Genomic DNA, 18,565 nt, shown 5'->3' with positions numbered 1-18,565 from the left:
CTCCCCCGCGCGTCATCAGCCGATGCGTTCGAAAATCTTCTCGATTTTGTCTTTCAACGCCTGAGCCGTGAAAGGTTTGACCACGTAGCCGTTCACACCGGCCTGAGCGGCCTCGATGATTTGCTCGCGCTTGGCTTCAGCGGTCACCATCAGCACTGGCAGGTGCTTGAGTTTTTCATCGGCACGCACGTGACGCAGCAGATCGATACCGGTCATGCCCGGCATGTTCCAGTCCGTTACCAGAAAGTCGATGCTGCCGCTGTTGAGTACCGGAATGGCGGTGACGCCATCGTCGGCCTCTACGGTGTTGGTGAACCCAAGATCCCGCAGCAGGTTCTTGATGATCCGCCGCATCGTTGAGAAGTCATCAACGATGAGGATTTTCATGTCTTTGTTCAATTCGACCTCCAAGCAGTCTTAAACGCGCCCAGCACCTGGACGCGCCACTTCAATCAATCGGCGCAGCACTCGAAGACTGTCTGGAGCACAACAGAGCAAGACCGGTGCCGTTTATCACCGCACCAGCCTCGTTCGCAGTGTCCCCACACTGCCTTCAGCGCGCTCGCCACTCCCCCAAACGCCCCCGCAAACGGGCCGCGCACTGGCTGTGTAACTGGCTGACCCGCGATTCACTGACGCCAAGGACTTCACCGATCTCCTTGAGGTTCAGCTCTTCGTCGTAGTACAGCGCCAACACCAGTCGCTCACGCTCCGGCAAATTGGCAATCGCGTCCGCCAGCGCTGCCTGGAAGCGTTCATCTTCCAGATCGCGTGACGGCTCAAGATGAGCACTGGCGCCATCCTCGTGCAGCCCTTCGTGTTCGCCGTCCTGCAACAGGTCGTCGAAACTGAACAAGCGGCTGCCCAGGGTGTCATTCAAAATCCCGTAGTAATCGTCGAGACTCAATTGGAGTTCGGCCGCAACCTCGTGATCTTTAGCATCACGGCCGGTTTTAGCTTCAATTGCACGAATCGCGTCACTGACCATACGGGTGTTGCGGTGAACCGAGCGTGGCGCCCAGTCCCCTTTGCGCACTTCGTCGAGCATCGCGCCGCGGATTCGAATGCCCGCGTACGTTTCGAAACTGGCGCCTTTGCTGGCGTCATATTTGGTCGAGACTTCGAGCAGACCGATCATCCCGGCCTGGATCAGATCCTCGACCTGCACACTCGCCGGCAATCGCGCCAGCAGGTGATAGGCAATGCGTTTTACCAGTGGCGCGTAACGCTCGATCAATTCGTACTGCGCGTCACGTGCCGACTTCTTGTAGTAATTCATACCGCTGGCGGTCATAGCACAGGCCCTGCCGTTTGCTGCACGAGGCGTTCGACGAAAAACTCAAGGTGGCCGCGCGGGTTGGCAGGCAGCGGCCAGGTGTCGACCTTCTGGGCGATCGCCTTGAACGCCAGCGCGCACTTGGAACGCGGGAAGGCTTCATAGACCGCACGCTGCTTCTGCACCGCCTTGCGCACGCTTTCGTCGTAAGGCACGGCGCCGACGTATTGTAGGGCCACGTCAAGAAAGCGATCCGTGACCTTGGTCAACTTGGCGAACAGGTTGCGACCTTCTTGCGGGCTCTGGGCCATGTTGGCCAGGACGCGGAAGCGGTTCATGCCGTAATCGCGATTGAGCAACTTGATCAGGGCGTAAGCGTCAGTGATCGAGGTCGGCTCGTCGCAGACCACCAGCAACACTTCTTGCGCGGCGCGAACAAAACTGACTACCGAGTCACCAATACCCGCAGCGGTGTCGATCACCAAAACGTCGAGATTGTCGCCGATGTCACTGAAGGCCTGAATCAGACCGGCATGTTGCGCCGGGCTGAGGTGAACCATGCTCTGAGTGCCGGACGCAGCGGGCACGATGCGGATCCCGCCCGGGCCTTGCAACAAAACGTCGCGCAGCTCGCAGCGGCCTTCGATCACGTCGGCCAGCGTGCGTTTGGGCGTCAGGCCCAGCAGAACGTCGACGTTCGCCAGCCCCAGATCGGCGTCCAGCAGCATGACCCGACGGCCAAGCTCTGCCAGCGCCAGAGACAAGTTCACTGACACGTTAGTCTTGCCGACGCCACCTTTGCCGCCGGTCACCGCGATCACCTGTACGGGATGCATGCTGCCCATGTTATTTCTTTACCTTGTCTTGCATAGACGGAGGCCACATTACTGGCTGCGCGTTCACAACCGGAACAATGCGTGGCAGACCATCGATGTAGGTACAAAAACTGTTCATGAATACCTCAGCCTACCTGCTTGGTCGGGCTGTGATAGATATCAGCGAACATGTCAGCCATGGCTTCTTCGCTGGGTTCTTCCTGCATTTGCACGCTGACGGCGCGGCTGACCAGTTGATGACGGCGCGGCAGATGCAAATCATCCGGAATCCGTGGGCCATCGGTCAGGTACGCGACCGGCAATTCATGACTGATCGCCAGGCTCAACACTTCGCCAAGGCTGGCCGTTTCATCCAGTTTAGTCAGGATGCACCCGGCGAGCCCGCAACGCTTGTAACTGTGATAAGCGGCGGTTAGAACCTGTTTCTGGCTGGTGGTTGCCAAGACCAGATAATTTTTTGAACGAATGCCACGACCGGCCAGGCTTTCGAGCTGCATGCGCAGTGCCGGATCGCTGGCTTGCAGGCCGGCGGTATCGATCAGCACCACGCGTTTGCGCAGCAGCGGATCCAGCGCCTGGACCAGCGACTGGCCCGGATCGACGTGGGTTACCGGCACGTTGAGAATCCGGCCCAGGGTCTTCAGTTGTTCCTGAGCGCCGATGCGGAAACTGTCCATGCTCACCAGCGCGACGTTCTGCGCGCCGTATTTGAGCACATAGCGCGCAGCAAGCTTGGCCAGCGTGGTGGTCTTGCCCATGCCGGCAGGGCCGACCATCGCAATCACACCGCCCTCTTCCAGCGGCTCGACTTCCGGTACGGCAATCATCCGCGCCAGGTGCGCCAGCAACATGCGCCAGGCCTGACGAGGTTCTTCGATATCAGTGATCATCGCCAGCAAGTCGCGCGACAGCGGGCCGGACAGACCGATCCGTTGCAGACGGCGATACAGGTTGGCTTGCGCCGGACGGCTGCCTTGCAGCTGATTCCAGGCCAGGGTGCCGAGCTGGACTTCCATCAGCTCGCGCAGGCTGTTCAATTCAAAACGCATCGAATCCAGTGCACGCGGATCAACACCGCCAGACGATTGCGCAGGTGCCGGAGCTGAACGCGCTGGCGCAGCGTAAGTCGGCTCGCTCAACGGTTCGGCGGCAGTCAGCGGCAGGCCAGCGGTCAACGGCAGCCCGGCAAAGATCTGGCGATTGCTATTGCCGTCGGCTTCGCCACGCAGGCTCAGTTCGGCTTGTGCAGTGACGATACGCGACTGGGTCTTGCGCAGTTCATCCTCGAGTTCCATGTTCGGAACTCGTGGCGCCAGCGCCGACAGTTTGTAATCCAGCGCCGCCGTCAGCTCGACGCCGCCGGCAATGCGGCGGTTGCCAATGATGGCGGCATCAGCGCCCAGCTCATCACGAACCAGCTTCATGGCCTGACGCATATCGGCGGCGAAAAAACGCTTAACTTGCATAAACCACTACCTCAGCCGTTGGGCCCTACTGTCGCAACGATCGTCACTTGCTTGTTGTCCGGGATTTCCTGGTAGGCCAGCACGTGCAGCCCCGGAACTGCGAGGCGACCGAAGCGCGAAAGCATCGCGCGAATCGGGCCTGCTACCAACAGGATCACCGGCTGACCTTGCATTTCCTGACGCTGCGCCGCTTCGATGAGCGACCGTTGCAGCTTCTCGGCCATGCTTGGCTCCAGCAGAACGCCCTCTTCCGAGCCTTGTCCTGCCTTCTGCAGACTATTGAGCAATATTTGTTCCAACCTTGGCTCCAACGTGATCACAGGCAGCTCGGACTCAGTGCCTACAATGCTTTGGACGATGGCGCGGGATACGCCGACGCGCACGGCGGCCACCAGCGCGGCGGTATCTTGACTCTTCGCGGCGTTGTTAGCGATAGCTTCGGCAATGCTGCGGATATCGCGTACCGGCACGTGTTCGGCCAGCAGCGCCTGCAACACTTTGAGCAACTGCGACAGCGAGACCACACCCGGCACCAGCTCTTCGGCCAGTTTCGGCGAGCTTTTGGCCAGCAATTGCATGAGTTGCTGCACTTCCTCGTGGCCGATCAGCTCACTGGAATGCTTGTACAAAATCTGGTTCAAGTGGGTCGCGACCACAGTGCTCGCATCAACCACGGTGTAACCAAGGGATTGCGCCTGCGCCCGTTGGCTGATTTCGATCCACACCGCTTCCAGACCGAAAGCCGGATCTTTGGCGTTGATGCCGTTGAGCGTGCCGTAGACCTGGCCCGGGTTGATCGCCAGTTCGCGATCCGGGTAGATCTCGGCTTCAGCAAGGATCACGCCCATCAGGGTCAGGCGATAGGCGCTCGGCGCCAGATCGAGGTTGTCACGAATGTGCACAGTGGGCATCAGGAAGCCCAGATCCTGCGAGAGCTTCTTGCGCACGCCTTTGATCCGCGCCAGCAATTGTCCGCCCTGATTGCGGTCCACCAGCGGAATCAGGCGATAACCGACTTCCAGGCCGATCATGTCGATCGGGGTCACATCGTCCCAGCCAAGCTCCTTGGTTTCCATGGCGCGGGCCGGCGACGGCAGCAGTTCCTGCTGACGCTTGACCTCTTGCAGCGCCTGCACCTTGACGACGTTTTGTTTCTTCCAGAACAGATACGCGCCACCGGCGGCCAGTGCAGCCATGCTCAGGAACGAGAAGTGCGGCATGCCCGGCACCAGGCCCATGACCGCCATCAAACCAGCAGCCACCGCCAGCGCTTTCGGCGAGGCGAACATCTGACGGTTGATCTGTTTGCCCATGTCTTCCGAACCGGAAGCACGGGTCACCATGATCGCTGCCGCTGTTGATAACAACAGTGATGGCAATTGCGCCACCAAACCGTCACCAATGGTCAGCAAGGCGTAAACCTTGCCGGCGTCGGCGAAGGTCATGTTGTGCTGGAAGATACCGACAGCCATGCCGCCGATGAGGTTGATGAACAGAATCAGCAAACCGGCGATGGCGTCACCGCGAACGAATTTGCTGGCACCGTCCATCGAACCGTAGAACTCAGCCTCTTGGGCGACTTCCTGACGGCGCGACTTGGCTTGGTTCTGGTCGATCAGGCCGGCGTTGAGGTCGGCGTCGATGGCCATTTGTTTGCCAGGCATTGCATCGAGGGTGAAACGTGCGCTCACCTCGGAAATCCGCCCGGCACCCTTGGTCACCACAACGAAGTTGATGATCATCAGGATCGCGAAGACCACGATACCGACCACGTAGTTACCGCCGATCACCACTTCACCAAAGGCCTGGATCACCTTACCGGCGGCGGCGTGGCCGTCCTGCCCGTGGAGCATCACCACCCGCGTCGACGCCACGTTCAACGCCAGCCTCAGCAATGTCGCGACCAGCAGAATGGTCGGGAACACCGCAAAATCCAGCGGCCGCAGCGCGTAAACGCAGACCAGCAGGACGACGATCGACAGAGCAATGTTGAAGGTAAAAAACACGTCCAGCAGGAACGGCGGGATCGGCAACATCATCATTGCCAACATGACCAGCAGCAACAACGGCACGCCCAGATTGCCTCGACTGAGGTCGGCAACGTTAGTGCGAGCAGTGTTGAATAACTGAGAGCGATCCACCGGTTTTCCCCGTTCCTTTAAAGCAAACTTTTGACGCCCAGAGCGGGCTCACGGCGGCTATTGCAAGAAGCCTTCCAACTTTTGCCGGGGAATGAAATAGAGCGGGTTGGCGGGGAGTTTTTTGCTGATTGGGCTGGCCCTTTCGCGAGCAGGCTCGCTCCCACAGGGAACCGCATTCCAAATATGGAATGAAATACAAACCAAAATGCGGGATTGGAATGCATTCCAAATGTGGGAGCGAGCCTGCTCGCGAAGGGGCCAGTGAAGTCAGCGAAAATTGCGTCTTAAACTCAGGTGTTTAAAAGACACCTTCTGACACGCCTCCAAGGCTACAAATCCTTGCGCCATTGCCTACAGCCAAGCCAGAATCCGCCGGCTTGTGCACCTTGGGGTCGGGTTCTATTGTGGTCCGGTCGCTGACCAATCAGCGATCGGGTTTAGCGACTCGGATCAGATTAAAGGTGCATCAGCGTTCCTGGCTTCGTTGCGGATCTGTATGTCTGCAATGTCTCTATGGTGGCTGTATGCGGGAGACCCTCGCGGTCTACCGGGTGCCTTTGACCGGTTCGCTAACCTGCGTACAGCCGCCACCCCTCCTGTTTAGCGACAGGATTTGGCGGCTCCCCCTCAAAGGAGCTTCACCATGATCAAACCAACACCCAACCCGCCCGAAACCGATCCCACCTCGCCCTACGAATCCCTCGATTCGAAAAAGCTCCACGAAGCCGCCGACCGCGCCCTCGATCACTATCTCTGCCCGCCCGGTTCCACGCCGCCGCCACGTAAAACCCGTGCGATGTACGCCGTTACCGCAGACTTCAAAAACGAGGAACTCTTGGCCAACGCTTGCGAAACTCTCGCCTCAGCAAGAACCATCGCCAATGACTTCGCCCATCTCATACCCGCCTCGCAACGCAGGACGCTGCTGGGCATTGCGCAACTGATCATGCTCGGGGAACTGGCGGTGAATCGGGTGCTGGATAATCTGGAGTTGCCGAACTAGCCCGCTGCCCCCAGGCCTGAAGATCGTTCCCACGCTCTGCGTGGGAACGATCAAAAAAACCGCCGCCCCGTTCAATCGGGACGGCGGTTTTTTTGGTTTCAGCTGTTTGAGATCTATCAGAGACAACCCACATTTACTTCGCACTGATGACCACTCGTCGCCACCTGTCAGATCTGACAGGTGTCTAATTCATCGTTTAGCGCTCTGATAGCTCCTGCCCGTTCCCTCTGCGCAGGAGCTTCGCCCATGACCACCTCAACCCCACCAGACAACACCATTCTTGTGCTCCGCCCACCCCGAGTAATTGAAGCCACTACCCCGGTAGTCGGCGCCATTTATGGTGTGCCCAAACATGTCTATGACCTCAAACCCATGGGCCTGACAATCGCAGTCGATCCGCCGGCGTCGGGTACGGTTGATGCCGGCGATGTCATCCGACTCGTGCTGAACGGCGCCAGCACCGAGGCCACAAAAACCATCCCGGATGGCGGAGAGAACAACATTCAAACGTTGTATCTGCCCATAGGCCTGCTGCTGACAGACCTTGTCAATGAACTCGTTTACACCATCACCCGCGGCAGTCTGAACAAGGGGACTTCGACGCCGGCGCTGACATTGCTGTACAACCGCATCCGTCCTGGCCTCAAAGATCGCTTGACCGATCCCGGTGGTCACTCCGAACTCAAATTGCTGCTGCCCGACGCCATCAAGAACGGCGTCGCCCCGGACTTCGTCAGCGCAGAGGTGTGTGTGGCGTACCCCTACTGCCGGGCTTACGACCGCATCAGCCTCAAATGCAACGGCGAACTGATGACGGCCGATGTCAATCCGAATCAGGCGCCGCAACCACCGGATCATGGCTCCGAAGTGCCGATCACCATCTGCTTCACCGTGGATCGCGCTTACCTGGACAAGGCGAAACGGCTGGATCACAAACTGAATTTTTCCTACACCGTCATCGACCAGCTCGGTAACGGCCCGGACACCGATGCACCGTGGTCGCCGGCGCAGACCGTGGATGAGGATCTGGATGGTGTCCTGCTGCCGATGCCGATTCTGCTGGAACGGCTGGAAGATTTTCCGGGTGATGATGCGAGCATCATCGATCTGGAAAAACTCGCCGGTAATCCGTTGCTGATGGTTGTGATAACGGCGGACAGCCGTTTTGTGGCCGGTGACGATGTCCTTGCCACCTACACCGCGAAAAATACAGGCCAACCCGCCGACGTGGTAGTGACTGTCCCCGGCAAAGTTGAAGCGGATCCTTTCGGTTCCAAGAAAACCTTGTTCCTTGAAATGGCCAACGACAAGGTCTTCGCTGGCAGTAGCGTGACAGTGACCTACGAACTGCGCCGCCCCAACGGTGATCTGGTGGGTAACTCAAAACCCGCGAAGGCCACGGTGACGGGTGCGGCCCCGATTAAATTGTTGAAGCCAAAAATCAAGCAAGCCCCCAACGATACAAGCCTCGAGCCGCTCGTTGCCAAGGACGCCCTGACGGCCGTGATTCCAGCCTACCCCAACATGATCGGCACGCAGGTCACCGTGACCTGGAGCGGCACCGCCGGTTCGGGCAGCCAGACCGTCGGCCCCATCAATGTGAGCACGCAAGGGGATCTGAACATCCCTCTGGACAACGCAGTCGTGGCGTTCAACCTTGGTAAAACGGTGACGGTGACCTACATCGTGACCGGCAATAGCACACCATCGGATCCGCTGGATCTGAGTGTGCTGCCGATTGCCGATGAAAACCCCGCCATGGGCATACCGTTAATCACCCAGGCGGCCAACAATGGTGCCGGCCCCGAGTTCGACGTCAGCAAGCTGACCACTGCCGCAACCGTGCGAGTGAACCGTTGGCCACTGATTGCGCTGGCTCAGTACGTCTGGCTGCGCCTGACAGGCACCAAAAAGGATGGCAACAACTACGACGAAACGTTTTGGCAACCACCGGGCTCGCAAACCAACACTACCTGGATCAGCCAAGGCTATTGGGAGCGCTTGATCCCCCTCGCCACCTTGCAGAATCTGAAAGACGGTAGCGAACTGACACTGGAGTTCAAAGCCGGACTTGGCGGAAGTCAGGACGTTGGTCTGGCGCTAATCTTCAAGAAACGCATTTATACCGTCAAGGCCGTTGAGGATGTGAAGCCTGAGATCACAATGATCACCGGCTCGCCGAGTGGAGACGAGATTCCCCCTGACGGTAAGACACTGGAAACGGCGGTCATCGTGACAGGCACGGCCAGTAAAGGTCAGGCGGTCAATGTTTACGACGGAATCACGCTTAAAGACCGGGCAGAGGCTAATCCAGACACCGGGATCTGGACCTTGAAGCTCAGTGACCTGAAGGTCGAAACACACCGCATTACGGCCGAAGCTATCTATGGATCTGGCGCGGTCTCCGCCCCCCGAATGTTCGAGGTATTGGCCAAGTTGAACTTTGGAACCGCACTCACGCTGAGTCTCCCAAACTATAGCGTTGTACGGGGTATTCCACCGCTGAACCCTGTAGGCGATGCTGCCTATACGCGAACGCCGACCGGCGGAATCGAGCCCTATCGTTTCAGCTCCAGCAACACCAACGTCGCATTGATAGACGCAAACACAGGCAAGGTACGCGTCTCTGGGCGAGGGACCACAACACTGAAAGTCACAGATCATCAAAACAATGAAGCCACTTATACACTCACCACGACAGGGTTAAAGATGTTCGTCAGGCTTGGTAATTTCATGACTGAGCCCGACGCAGAGCGAGCCTGTATAAACGCCGGGGGAGGTCTGCCCAACAATCGAGCTGAATTGCGTGCTGTATACAACACCTACAAAGGGCAACCAGGAGGCATTGTTGCTGCTGCAAACTGGCTCCCCAATAACACATGGACCAATGAAGGCCACCCACAGACGAACCATTTTTGGGTAATACGCATGGAGGACGGAGCAGATTCCTTTGCACATACCATCCAGGGCCAATCAGCGGTTGCCTGCCGAGTAGATACTTGAGTCAAGTCCGCGAACTGCCAATAAACCCGCTCGGGGAAGTACAACGGGAGCAAGCGCGGGTAACGACACTGTAGCTGCCGAAGGCGATGATCTTTTTTAACTTTGAGTTTTTAAAAAGCAAGATCAAAAGATCGCAGCCTTCGCCAGCACCTGCAGGAGTTCATTTCAACTGTAGGCGCTGGCGAAGACTGCGATCTTTTGCTTCAAGCGCTTGTTACTGCGCCGTCAGAATCTGACTGGGAGCAATATTACCGAAGCTGAGTTGCCGGCTATTGATGTATCGCGTCCCCCTGAACATCTGCAGACCTTCAACCTCAACCAGATCCTCATGTGCGTACATGAGCACGACCTTGGTTATTGGCGCCGTCACCCCCGGCTCCTCAGCATGGCCTTCCAGCAGATTGAGGGCCCATTGAAAACGAATGACCGGCAAGTCCTCGATTTCAATCTGACGTGAATCGTCCAGTACCCGGAAATCCTGGTGCGCGGTGATTCGCAGTTTGCGCTCGACAAGGCCAAACACTGGCTTGGCATAGCGCACCTCCAGATCATTACTGGCGGCCCAATCATCCATGTAGTTGTCTGGCGAGGTGAACAGTTTGAACAACGCCTCGTTATCGCGAATATTGCCCGCCGAGGAAAACAGGTAGTTGTAGGAATAGTGATAAGCCAGGCCGTCCAGCTCAGGCCTAATCGCGTTGACCGGACTATCCAGGTAACGCGGAATATAAACATTGGCCATTTGCACGAAGTGGGTGAAGTCCAGATCCATATCGAAGGACACCGTGTAACGAATGGCCCGCTCCTCGGGACGCTGTTCGAGCCGCCCTGACACATATTCCAGTGTCATTCCTTCAAGCTTTTTGTAGATTCGCTGTGTCATGAGTGCAGCCTCTGCGCTGTGGGATTATTCCCAAACACATGGGAGCGCTACCGGAGGTCGACGTCTACTGTCAGAACTAACAGGTATGCTGGCCTTTCAGACAGACGGAAGGCGTCAGAAATCAGCCGCAGACTACTTCAGAGGGCGATCCGGGCCCAGACGCAGATTTGTGGCTTTTCCTCGCGCCGTTTTCGGCTCGTCGAATTCCACAGAATCGCCCACTTTGATCTTGTCTCGATTTGAATCGGTCTTTGGAATGTGGAACTCGTAACCTGCGTCCGACAAAAAGAAGCCTGTAGCGGCCGCAAAAGAAGTCCCGGAGCGCTTAGGCGTAATGATGCCCTTGCCGGTTTTTGGGTCATAGCTACTGAATGTGCCTTTCATTGTCTTGCTCCCTTGCGCGTGCCGAGTACTCGCGCCAAGTGCGCGGTATAACCTGCATAAAACTGCAAAGACAAAACGAACGCACCTGTCAGAGTTGACAGGTATGCACCGTTTTCAGACAAACGGCATCAGGAGTCGCGGCGCAGATCCGGCGGAATCGGCAGGTCGTCCTTGAGCGGATCCGGGCGTTTGCCCTTGCCGGCGCGATGTTGGCGGATCTGATAGACGTAGGCCAAGACCTGGGCAACCGCCAAGTACAGCCCACCGGGGATTTCCTCATCGAGTTCGGTGGAGTAGTAGATCGAACGCGCCAGCGCTGGCGACTCGAGGAGCATGACGTTGTTGGCCACGGCGATTTCGCGAATCTTCAACGCCAGGAAATCGCTACCTTTGGCCAGCAGCAATGGCGCACCACCCTTCTCGGCGTCGTATTTGAGTGCCACCGCGTAGTGGGTCGGGTTGGTGATGATCACGTCGGCATCGGGAATCGCCGCCATCATCCGTCGCTGGGACATTTCGCGCTGAGTCTGGCGGATGCGCTGTTTGACCTCCGGCCGCCCCTCTTGATCCTTGTGCTCGTCACGCACTTCCTGCTTGGTCATTTTGAGCTTTTTCATGCTCTCCCAGATCTGCACCGGGACGTCGACCGCCGCGATCAGGATCAACCCGCAGGCCATCCACAAAGTGCTCCAACCCACTAGCAACACGCTGTGAATGATGGCCTGATCCAGCGGCTCATGGGCGATACGCAACAAGTCGTCGACGTCCGCAGACAACACCACCAGCGCCACGGCCAGCACGATGAAAAACTTGGCCAACGCCTTCAGCAACTCGACGATGGCTTTCATCGAAAACATGCGCTTGAGGCCCGCGCCGGGGTTCATCCGGCTGAATTTGGGTGCCATCGTGCCGGCGGAAAACAACCAACCGCCCAAGGCAATCGGACCCAACAGCGCGGCCAGCAACAGGGTAATCATGATCGGCTGAATCGCCACCAGCGCGAGCTTGCCGGAATGCATCAGAAAAGTGCCCATGGAGCGCTGATCCATGATCACTTCGCGCGGCAGCGAGAAGTTCATGCGCATCAGATCCATCAAGTCCTGCGCCAGCATGCCGCCAAACACCAGCAAAGCACCGGCACCGGCCAGCATCACGGCCAGGGTGTTGAGCTCTTTGGAGCGCGCGACCTCACCCTTTTCGCGGGAGTCCTTTTTGCGCTTCTCCGTGGGGTCTTCTGTTTTGTCCTGACCGCTTTCGCTTTCAGCCATGACTCAGCGCGCCTGTGCCAGTTCGCGTAAAAACTGCAAGGCCTCGGTGGCCAGCGGTTGATACTGATTGAGAATGTCCGCCAGGCCGACCCAGACGATGAAGAGGCCGAGCACCAGGGTCAGCGGAAAACCGATGGAGAAGATATTCAACTGCGGCGCCGCGCGGGTCATCACACCAAAGGCAATGTTGACCACCAGCAACGCCGTGATCGCCGGCAGCACCAGCAATAATGCTGCGCCGAGCACCCAGCCGAGTTTGCCGGCGAGCTCCCAATAGTGTGTCGTCATGAAGCCGCTGCCAACGGGCAACGTGGTGAAGCTTTCCGTGAGGACTTCGAACACCACCAGATGGCCGTTCATCGACAAGAACAGCAAGGTCACCAGCATGGTGAAGAACTGCCCGATCACCGCCACCGACACACCGTTGGTAGGGTCGACCATCGAGGCAAAGCCCATACCCATCTGGATCGCGACAATCTGCCCCGCCACCACGAACGCCTGAAAGAACAGCTGCAAGGAGAACCCCAGCACCGCGCCAATCAGGATCTGCTCGCCAATCAGCAGCAGCCCGCTCAGATCCAGCGCATTGACCGGTGGCATCGGTGGCAGATTGGGCGCAATCACCACAGTGATCGCCAACGCGAAATACAGACGGATACGCTTGGGCACCAGCGTCGTGCCGAACACCGGCATGACCATCAGCACCGAGCCCACACGAAACAGCGGCAACATGAACGTCGCCACCCAGGTACTGATCTGGGTGTCGGTCAGCTGAAGCAGCGATTGCATGGCTTAGCCGATGACCATCGGAATGTTGTGATACAGCTGAATGATGTATTCCATGAAGGTCTGCACCAGCCACGGGCCGGCGACGATCAGGGTAACCAGCATCACCAGCAGACGCGGGAGAAAGCTCAGGGTCTGTTCGTTGATCTGCGTCGCGGCCTGGAACATCGCCACCAGCAGACCGACCAGCAGACTCGGAATCACCAGCACCGCAACCATCATGGTCGTCAGCCACAGCGCTTCGCGAAAGATGTCGACCGCGACTTCCGGCGTCATGGCGAGACACCTCCAAAACTGCTGGCCAGCGTACCGATAATCAGGGCCCAGCCGTCCACCAGCACGAACAGCATGATCTTGAACGGCAGGGAAATGATCAGCGGCGAGAGCATCATCATACCCATGGCCATCAGCACACTGGCCACGACCAGGTCGATGATCAGGAACGGAATGAAGATCATGAAACCGATCTGGAAGGCGGTTTTGAGCTCAGAGGTCACAAACGCCGGCACCAGAATTGTCAGCGGCGCCTGATCGGGCGTGGCGATGTCGGTACGCTTGGACAGGCGCATGAACAGCTCAAGATCGCTGGAGCGAGTCTGGGCGAGCATGAAGTCCTTGATCGGCACCTGCGCCTTTTCCACCGCTTGCTGAGCGGTGAGTTTTTCCGCCAGATACGGCTGCAAGGCATCGTTGTTCACCCGATCGAACACCGGCGCCATGATGAACAGGGTCAGAAACAGCGCCATACCGGTGAGGATCTGGTTCGACGGTGTCTGCTGCAAGCCAAGGGCCTGACGCAGGATCGAGAAGACAATGATGATCCGGGTAAAACTGGTCATCAGCATGACGAACGCCGGGATGAAACTCAGCGCAGTCATGATCAGCAGAATCTGCAGACTGACCGAATACTCCTGCGCGCCATCGGCGTTGGTGCCCAGCGTGATCGCCGGGATCGACAACGGATCGGCGGCGAATGCCAGCGGCGCAGCCAGCAACAGGGCCAGCGTCAAGACGATGCGAAGCGCACCCATTACTTCTTATCCTTCTGATCCTTGCCGAGAATTTTCAGCAGATGCTGGGCAAATTCCGGGGTCGCTTTCTCGGTAGTGCTCGGCACTTGCACCGGTTCCTTCAGCACATGCAGCGCGGTGATGGTGCCGGGGCTCAAGCCAAGCAGAATCTGCTCGTTGCCGACCTGAACCAGCATCAACCGGTCACGCGGACCGAGCGCGCGGGAACCGATCAGCTCGATCACCTGCCCCTTGCCCGCCGGCCCTGCCTGCTGCACACGGCGCAGTAACCAGGCGAGGAAGAAGATCAAGCCCAACACCACCAGCAGGCCCAGCACCAACTGCGTCAATTGCCCGGCCACGCCGCTGCTGACCATTGGCGCGGTAGCGGCAGGCGCGGCGGCGGCGGCGCTGGCAACCGGCTCGGCGGCCAGCACGCCCAAAGGCAACGCCAGCAGCACCCAGAGAAACCTTTTCACTCAGCGCAGCTTCTTGATGCGTTCGCTTGGGCTGATCACGTCGGTCAGGCGGATGCCGAACTTCTCGTTGACCACTACGACTTCGCCGTGAGCGATCAGCGTGCCGTTGACCAGCACGTCCAGCGGCTCACCGGCCAAGCGATCAAGCTCGATCACCGAACCCTGGTTCAGTTGCAGCAGGTTGCGGATGTTGATGTCGGTACTGCCCACTTCCATCGAGATGGACACCGGGATGTCGAGGATCACGTCCAGGTTCGGGCCGTCCAGCGTCACCGGATCGTTGTTCTTCGGCACGCTGCCGAACTCTTCCATCGGCAGACGGTTGGAGCCCGACGCACCGGCGTCGGCCGCCAGCAGCGCATCGATGTCGGCCTGGCCGTCACCGGTCTCTTCCAGGGCCGCAGCCCATTCATCGGCCAGTGCCTGATCGTCCTGGGCGTTCATATCGTCGTTCATCATTTGTCCTCGGCGGGCAACAATTCAGCTAAATGTGTGGGGGTAAGAGCGCCGCTTCAGCGACGCTCGATCGGCTCGATCACCTGCAACGCGAGGTTGCCTTTGTGCGAGCCCATCTTGACCTTGAAGGCCGGCACGCCGTTGGCGCGCATGATCATGTCTTCCGGCATCTCGACCGGGATCACATCCCCCGGCTGCATGTGCAGGATGTCGCGCAGTTTCAACTGGCGGCGGGCCACGGTGGCGCCGATCGGTACGTCGACATCGAGCACGTCCTGACGCAGGGCGTTGACCCAGCGCTCGTCCTGATCGTCGAGGTCCGACTGGAAACCGGCGTCGAGCATTTCGCGCACCGGCTCGATCATCGAGTACGGCATGGTCACGTGCAGATCGCCGCCACCGCCGTCGAGTTCGATGTGGAATGTCGACACGACAATGGCTTCGCTCGGGCCGACGATGTTGGCCATGGCCGGGTTCACTTCCGAGTTGATGTACTCGAAATTGACTTCCATGATCGCCTGCCAGGCTTCCTTCAAATCGACGAAGGCCTGCTCCAGCACCATGCGCACTACGCGAAGTTCGGTCGGGGTGAACTCACGCCCTTCGATCTTGGCGTGACGGCCGTCGCCGCCGAAGAAGTTGTCCACCAGCTTGAACACCAGTTTGGCGTCGAGGATGAACAGCGCGGTGCCGCGCAACGGTTTGATCTTGACCAGGTTGAGACTGGTCGGCACGTACAGCGAGTGCACGTATTCGCCGAACTTCATTACCTGTACGCCACCGACGGCAACGTCCGCCGAGCGGCGCAGCATGTTGAACATGCTGATGCGGGTGTAACGGGCAAAACGCTCGTTGATCATTTCCAGAGTCGGCATGCGTCCACGGACGATGCGATCCTGGCTGGTCAGGTCGTAGCTTTTGACACTGCCGGGTTCGGCAGCGTTATCGGTCTGTACCAGACCATCGTCGACGCCATGCAACAGCGCGTCGATTTCATCCTGGGACAGCAGATCCTGCACGGCCATGTCGTGTTCCTACTGCAGTACGAAATTAGTGAAAAGCAACTGTTCGATCACCACTTTGCCCAGCTCTTTCTGCGCCACTTCCTGCACGCTCGCTGTAGCCTTCTGGCGCAACATCTCTTGCCCGACCGGTGTCGCCAAAGTGGCGAAATCCTGACCGGAGAAGAGCATCACCAGGTTGTTGCGGATCACCGGCATGTGCACTTTGAGCGCTTCCAGATCAGCCTGGTTACGCGCCAGCATGGTGATGCTCACCTGCATGTAGCGCTGACGGCCGTTCTGGTTGTAGTTGGCGACGAATGCCGGTGCCATCGGTTCGAAAATCGCCGGCTGCTTGCCGACCGGCGCAGCATCGGCGGCCTCGGCAGGCTTGCTCTGGGCACTGTGCATGAAGAACCAGGTCGCCCCCACGGATGCGCCAATGGCCAACAGCAACGCCAGCACGATCACGATGATCAGCTTGAGTTTGCCTTTGGTCGCGGGGTCTTTTACTGCTGCTGTTTCGCTCTTCGCCATGCCAATAATCCGTCACTATTCGGGTTTTCACAGTCGCACGGCAAGGCAAGAGCAAGTGTTATGCCAGAAGTGTCGGAGCACATTGGGAGAGCATCACAAAACAGTGTGGGAGCGAGCCTGCTCGCGAATACGATTTAACATTCAACATTTATGTCGATTGTTACACCGCTATCGCGAGCAGGCTCGCTCCCACAAGGGTTATGCGTTTGATCAGGCGTAATAGTCGACGGCGCTGGTGCCGATCACGCTGGTGGTCTGCGCGACAGCTTCAGCCACGCTGACAGGCGCCAACTCTTCATCCGCCGAATCCAGTCGACCACCCGCAGCGCTGGTGCGTCCACCCTGCCCCTGCTGCGCCTGCTCCTGCCCTTGCTGACCCTGCCAGCCACGGTTCTGGTCAGAGACATTGACGTCAACCTGACCCATGCCTTGCTGGGTGAACATGTCACGCAGGCGATGCATCTGGCTGTCGAGCGCTTCACGCACGCTTGGATGCGCGCTCATGAACGTCACCTGAGTCTGCTGGTCCGGAACCATGTTCACGCGAATATCCAGACGCCCCAACTCGGCCGGCTGCAACTGAATGTCAGCCGCTTTCAGACTGGTACTCGACAGATACATGACGCGGTTGACCACTTCCTCTGTCCAGCCGCTTTGATTCATGGCGATCGGCTGATTCACCGGCACAGCGTTCGCGGTCTTCGGCGTCGCGGCTTGAGTCAGCGCCGCCAGACGGTTGGCGAAGTCATCAACGCGGGTGTCACTGGTGGCGGATTTCAAGTCTTGAAGACCGTCATCGATCAATCCGCTGAAAGCTTTCTCGCCACCCTGACTGGTGCTGTCCTTGTCGGCCTGCACGTCGAGCATGCTCGCCATGCCAGCAGCGAAGTTCTGTGCCGAGGTCAATTCGCCATCGGCCTGGGTCTGGGCGGGTGAAGCTTTTGGCTGAGCCTGACTGGCGGCGGAAATGTGGCCGCCCTGCTCCATGGCCATGCGCACGGCTGGCAAAGCATCGAGGGGATCGGCCGAAGGATCGAAATCGCTGTCGGTCGTGGCCGCAGGCTCCTTGGTCACACTCGGCAACACGGCCAGCGCGGGAGTTTCGGTTTTTGCCTCGGCAGCCGTTTCGACAACCGGGGCCGCCACGACCGGCGTGGTCACCACCGGCTGAACGACTTCTGCCAACGCCGGTTCCAGCGTCGGGTCGACCGGAGCGGCATCGGCCACCGGGGTCTCTGCCGTATCAGCGGCATCGTCGCTGGTGGCGGTCTTGTCGTCGGTCGATGCCGGCTTGTCGGCAGGCAAGGCATTGCCGCTATCGGCAACTGCTGGCTGCGTATTGGCCGGTTGATCCTTGCCGACATCTTTCTTGCCGCTGTTGTCGGCGACCTTGTCGCGCGCCGATTTCAAAGGACTGTCTGCCGTCACCGCAGACTTGCCCGGCCCTTGATCGGCAAACACCTGAGCGAAGCTTGAGGCCTTGTCCCCGGCGTCTGCGGCCATTGCCGACGTTTTGGTCGAGGCGGCTTGCGCCTTGGCCTGAGCGGCGGTCTGAAGAAGAATGTTAGGGGTCGCAGGCATGAAACGGTCTCCGCTGCACTGGGATCGTAGGTACAGTTGGCGAAGTTAATTGCAAGTGCCGGGCCAGTTTTGCCCGGCGACTGAGAAAAGCGCCGGACGGCGCGAGTCAGTGGGTGTGAGAGTGCTGTTGCTCGTCTTCGTAGACAGGACGAACCTGCTCAAACTCGCCGCAGATGTCGGCGACCATCAGGGCAATTTCCGACGGACTTTTATGCCTGGCCTGGGCTTCGAGTTCATGACACAACTCAGCCAGTCGAATGGCTCCCATGTTGCTGGCGCTGCCTTTGAAACTGTGGGCAACGTCGGACAACGCCTTTGCATCGACGGTATTTTTAAGTTCGCCCAAGCGCGTTTTGGAATCCGTCAGAAAGGTATCCAGCAATTCCGGATAACTATCCTCCATGACGTCGCGCAATGCGCTCAGCGTTTCGCGATCTACATGTTCGTCAGTCACT

19 protein-coding genes are annotated in these 18,565 nt (G+C 58.6%); 2 read left to right on the top strand and 17 right to left on the bottom strand.

All coding sequences use genetic code 11. From position 1 onward, the window contains the following. Nucleotides 1–15 precede the first annotated feature (15 nt). The 5 genes from ACA069_RS08600 to flhA form a co-directional block, all read right to left on the bottom strand. The gene (locus ACA069_RS08600) at nucleotides 16–387 is read right to left on the bottom strand and encodes a chemotaxis response regulator CheY (protein WP_161986607.1); all 372 of its coding nucleotides are present in this window, start codon (nucleotides 385–387) and stop codon (nucleotides 16–18) included. 166 nt (nucleotides 388–553) lie between these two features. Then, on the bottom strand, nucleotides 554–1,294 hold the full coding sequence (gene fliA, locus ACA069_RS08595; protein ID WP_003222919.1) for an RNA polymerase sigma factor FliA: 741 nt from the start codon (nucleotides 1,292–1,294) through the stop codon (nucleotides 554–556). After that, nucleotides 1,291–2,121, bottom strand: a complete 831-nt coding sequence (gene fleN, locus ACA069_RS08590) for a flagellar synthesis regulator FleN (RefSeq protein ID WP_003222917.1) — start codon at nucleotides 2,119–2,121, stop codon at nucleotides 1,291–1,293. Before fleN ends, fliA begins: the two co-directional genes overlap by 4 nt. Before the next feature lie 116 nt (nucleotides 2,122–2,237). Next, on the bottom strand, nucleotides 2,238–3,578 hold the full coding sequence (flhF, locus tag ACA069_RS08585; RefSeq protein ID WP_497617078.1) for a flagellar biosynthesis GTPase FlhF: 1,341 nt from the start codon (nucleotides 3,576–3,578) through the stop codon (nucleotides 2,238–2,240). A gap of 11 nt (nucleotides 3,579–3,589) precedes the next feature. Beyond that, nucleotides 3,590–5,719, bottom strand: coding sequence for a flagellar biosynthesis protein FlhA (gene flhA, locus ACA069_RS08580; protein ID WP_187677392.1), 2,130 nt, complete (start codon nucleotides 5,717–5,719; stop codon nucleotides 3,590–3,592). A 643-nt stretch (nucleotides 5,720–6,362) separates the two neighbouring features. Between flhA and ACA069_RS08575 the strand changes: the two genes are divergently transcribed. Both ACA069_RS08575 and ACA069_RS08570 read left to right on the top strand, forming a co-directional pair. Further along, nucleotides 6,363–6,722 (top strand): DUF6124 family protein, encoded by a 360-nt coding sequence (locus tag ACA069_RS08575; RefSeq protein WP_401271978.1) that lies wholly within the window; start codon nucleotides 6,363–6,365, stop codon nucleotides 6,720–6,722. 246 nt (nucleotides 6,723–6,968) lie between these two features. Further along, complete coding sequence (locus ACA069_RS08570; protein WP_497617076.1) at nucleotides 6,969–9,725, top strand: immunoglobulin-like domain-containing protein; 2,757 nt, start codon at nucleotides 6,969–6,971, stop codon at nucleotides 9,723–9,725. A gap of 214 nt (nucleotides 9,726–9,939) precedes the next feature. Here the strand turns inward: ACA069_RS08570 and ACA069_RS08565 are convergent, their stop codons facing one another. The 12 genes from ACA069_RS08565 to ACA069_RS08510 all read right to left on the bottom strand — a co-directional run bounded on the left by ACA069_RS08565 (nucleotide 9,940) and on the right by ACA069_RS08510 (nucleotide 18,564). Continuing rightward, on the bottom strand, nucleotides 9,940–10,608 hold the full coding sequence (locus ACA069_RS08565; RefSeq protein ID WP_497617075.1) for a hypothetical protein: 669 nt from the start codon (nucleotides 10,606–10,608) through the stop codon (nucleotides 9,940–9,942). Nucleotides 10,609–10,740: 132 nt separating this feature from the next. Next, nucleotides 10,741–10,992: a hypothetical protein gene (locus tag ACA069_RS08560; protein ID WP_497617073.1), complete on the bottom strand. Its 252-nt coding sequence runs from the start codon at nucleotides 10,990–10,992 to the stop codon at nucleotides 10,741–10,743. Nucleotides 10,993–11,120: 128 nt separating this feature from the next. Further along, complete coding sequence (gene flhB / locus ACA069_RS08555) at nucleotides 11,121–12,260, bottom strand: flagellar biosynthesis protein FlhB (RefSeq protein ID WP_305442064.1); 1,140 nt, start codon at nucleotides 12,258–12,260, stop codon at nucleotides 11,121–11,123. Between the two features lie 3 nt (nucleotides 12,261–12,263). After that, nucleotides 12,264–13,049 carry a flagellar biosynthetic protein FliR gene (gene fliR / locus ACA069_RS08550; RefSeq protein WP_489878519.1) on the bottom strand — a complete coding sequence of 262 codons (786 nt, stop codon included), beginning with the start codon at nucleotides 13,047–13,049 and terminating at the stop codon, nucleotides 12,264–12,266. A 3-nt stretch (nucleotides 13,050–13,052) separates the two neighbouring features. After that, nucleotides 13,053–13,322: a flagellar biosynthesis protein FliQ gene (fliQ, locus tag ACA069_RS08545; protein ID WP_008077662.1), complete on the bottom strand. Its 270-nt coding sequence runs from the start codon at nucleotides 13,320–13,322 to the stop codon at nucleotides 13,053–13,055. Continuing rightward, a complete protein-coding gene (gene fliP / locus ACA069_RS08540; RefSeq protein ID WP_123465773.1) occupies nucleotides 13,319–14,077 on the bottom strand; it encodes a flagellar type III secretion system pore protein FliP in 759 nt (252 codons plus the stop codon). Before fliP ends, fliQ begins: the two co-directional genes overlap by 4 nt. After that, nucleotides 14,077–14,535 carry a flagellar biosynthetic protein FliO gene (fliO, locus tag ACA069_RS08535; RefSeq protein ID WP_497617072.1) on the bottom strand — a complete coding sequence of 153 codons (459 nt, stop codon included), beginning with the start codon at nucleotides 14,533–14,535 and terminating at the stop codon, nucleotides 14,077–14,079. Before fliO ends, fliP begins: the two co-directional genes overlap by 1 nt. Continuing rightward, on the bottom strand, nucleotides 14,536–14,991 hold the full coding sequence (fliN, locus tag ACA069_RS08530; protein WP_123533702.1) for a flagellar motor switch protein FliN: 456 nt from the start codon (nucleotides 14,989–14,991) through the stop codon (nucleotides 14,536–14,538). Between the two features lie 56 nt (nucleotides 14,992–15,047). Continuing rightward, nucleotides 15,048–16,016 carry a flagellar motor switch protein FliM gene (fliM, locus tag ACA069_RS08525; RefSeq protein ID WP_003222890.1) on the bottom strand — a complete coding sequence of 323 codons (969 nt, stop codon included), beginning with the start codon at nucleotides 16,014–16,016 and terminating at the stop codon, nucleotides 15,048–15,050. Between the two features lie 9 nt (nucleotides 16,017–16,025). Next, the gene (gene fliL / locus ACA069_RS08520) at nucleotides 16,026–16,529 is read right to left on the bottom strand and encodes a flagellar basal body-associated protein FliL (RefSeq protein WP_007920033.1); all 504 of its coding nucleotides are present in this window, start codon (nucleotides 16,527–16,529) and stop codon (nucleotides 16,026–16,028) included. Between the two features lie 210 nt (nucleotides 16,530–16,739). Next, entirely contained in the window at nucleotides 16,740–18,110 is a 1,371-nt protein-coding gene (locus tag ACA069_RS08515) for a flagellar hook-length control protein FliK (RefSeq protein ID WP_497617070.1), read from the bottom strand. A 106-nt stretch (nucleotides 18,111–18,216) separates the two neighbouring features. Beyond that, the gene (locus ACA069_RS08510) at nucleotides 18,217–18,564 is read right to left on the bottom strand and encodes an Hpt domain-containing protein (protein ID WP_187677384.1); all 348 of its coding nucleotides are present in this window, start codon (nucleotides 18,562–18,564) and stop codon (nucleotides 18,217–18,219) included. Between the last annotated feature and the right edge of the window lies 1 nt (nucleotide 18,565).

This window comes from Pseudomonas sp. LBUM1652 (genome assembly GCF_059716105.1).
Note: the sequence above shows the minus strand (reverse complement) of the source record. Positions and strands in the feature narration are given on the sequence as shown.

Bases quoted from the DNA above. Each gene is read 5' to 3' on its own strand.
- ACA069_RS08600 (WP_161986607.1), bottom strand. From the start codon at position 387: ATGAAAATCCTCATCGTTGATGACTTCTCAACGATGCGGCGGATCATC.
- fliA (WP_003222919.1), bottom strand. From the start codon at position 1,294: ATGACCGCCAGCGGTATGAATTACTACAAGAAGTCGGCACGTGACGCG.
- fleN (WP_003222917.1), bottom strand. From the start codon at position 2,121: ATGGGCAGCATGCATCCCGTACAGGTGATCGCGGTGACCGGCGGCAAA.
- flhF (WP_497617078.1), bottom strand. From the start codon at position 3,578: ATGCAAGTTAAGCGTTTTTTCGCCGCCGATATGCGTCAGGCCATGAAG.
- ACA069_RS08575 (WP_401271978.1), top strand. From the start codon at position 6,363: ATGATCAAACCAACACCCAACCCGCCCGAAACCGATCCCACCTCGCCC.
- ACA069_RS08570 (WP_497617076.1), top strand. From the start codon at position 6,969: ATGACCACCTCAACCCCACCAGACAACACCATTCTTGTGCTCCGCCCA.
- ACA069_RS08565 (WP_497617075.1), bottom strand. From the start codon at position 10,608: ATGACACAGCGAATCTACAAAAAGCTTGAAGGAATGACACTGGAATAT.
- ACA069_RS08560 (WP_497617073.1), bottom strand. From the start codon at position 10,992: ATGAAAGGCACATTCAGTAGCTATGACCCAAAAACCGGCAAGGGCATC.
- flhB (WP_305442064.1), bottom strand. From the start codon at position 12,260: ATGGCTGAAAGCGAAAGCGGTCAGGACAAAACAGAAGACCCCACGGAG.
- fliR (WP_489878519.1), bottom strand. From the start codon at position 13,049: ATGCAATCGCTGCTTCAGCTGACCGACACCCAGATCAGTACCTGGGTG.
- fliQ (WP_008077662.1), bottom strand. From the start codon at position 13,322: ATGACGCCGGAAGTCGCGGTCGACATCTTTCGCGAAGCGCTGTGGCTG.
- fliP (WP_123465773.1), bottom strand. From the start codon at position 14,077: ATGGGTGCGCTTCGCATCGTCTTGACGCTGGCCCTGTTGCTGGCTGCG.
- fliN (WP_123533702.1), bottom strand. From the start codon at position 14,991: ATGAACGACGATATGAACGCCCAGGACGATCAGGCACTGGCCGATGAA.
- fliM (WP_003222890.1), bottom strand. From the start codon at position 16,016: ATGGCCGTGCAGGATCTGCTGTCCCAGGATGAAATCGACGCGCTGTTG.
- fliL (WP_007920033.1), bottom strand. From the start codon at position 16,529: ATGGCGAAGAGCGAAACAGCAGCAGTAAAAGACCCCGCGACCAAAGGC.
- ACA069_RS08515 (WP_497617070.1), bottom strand. From the start codon at position 18,110: ATGCCTGCGACCCCTAACATTCTTCTTCAGACCGCCGCTCAGGCCAAG.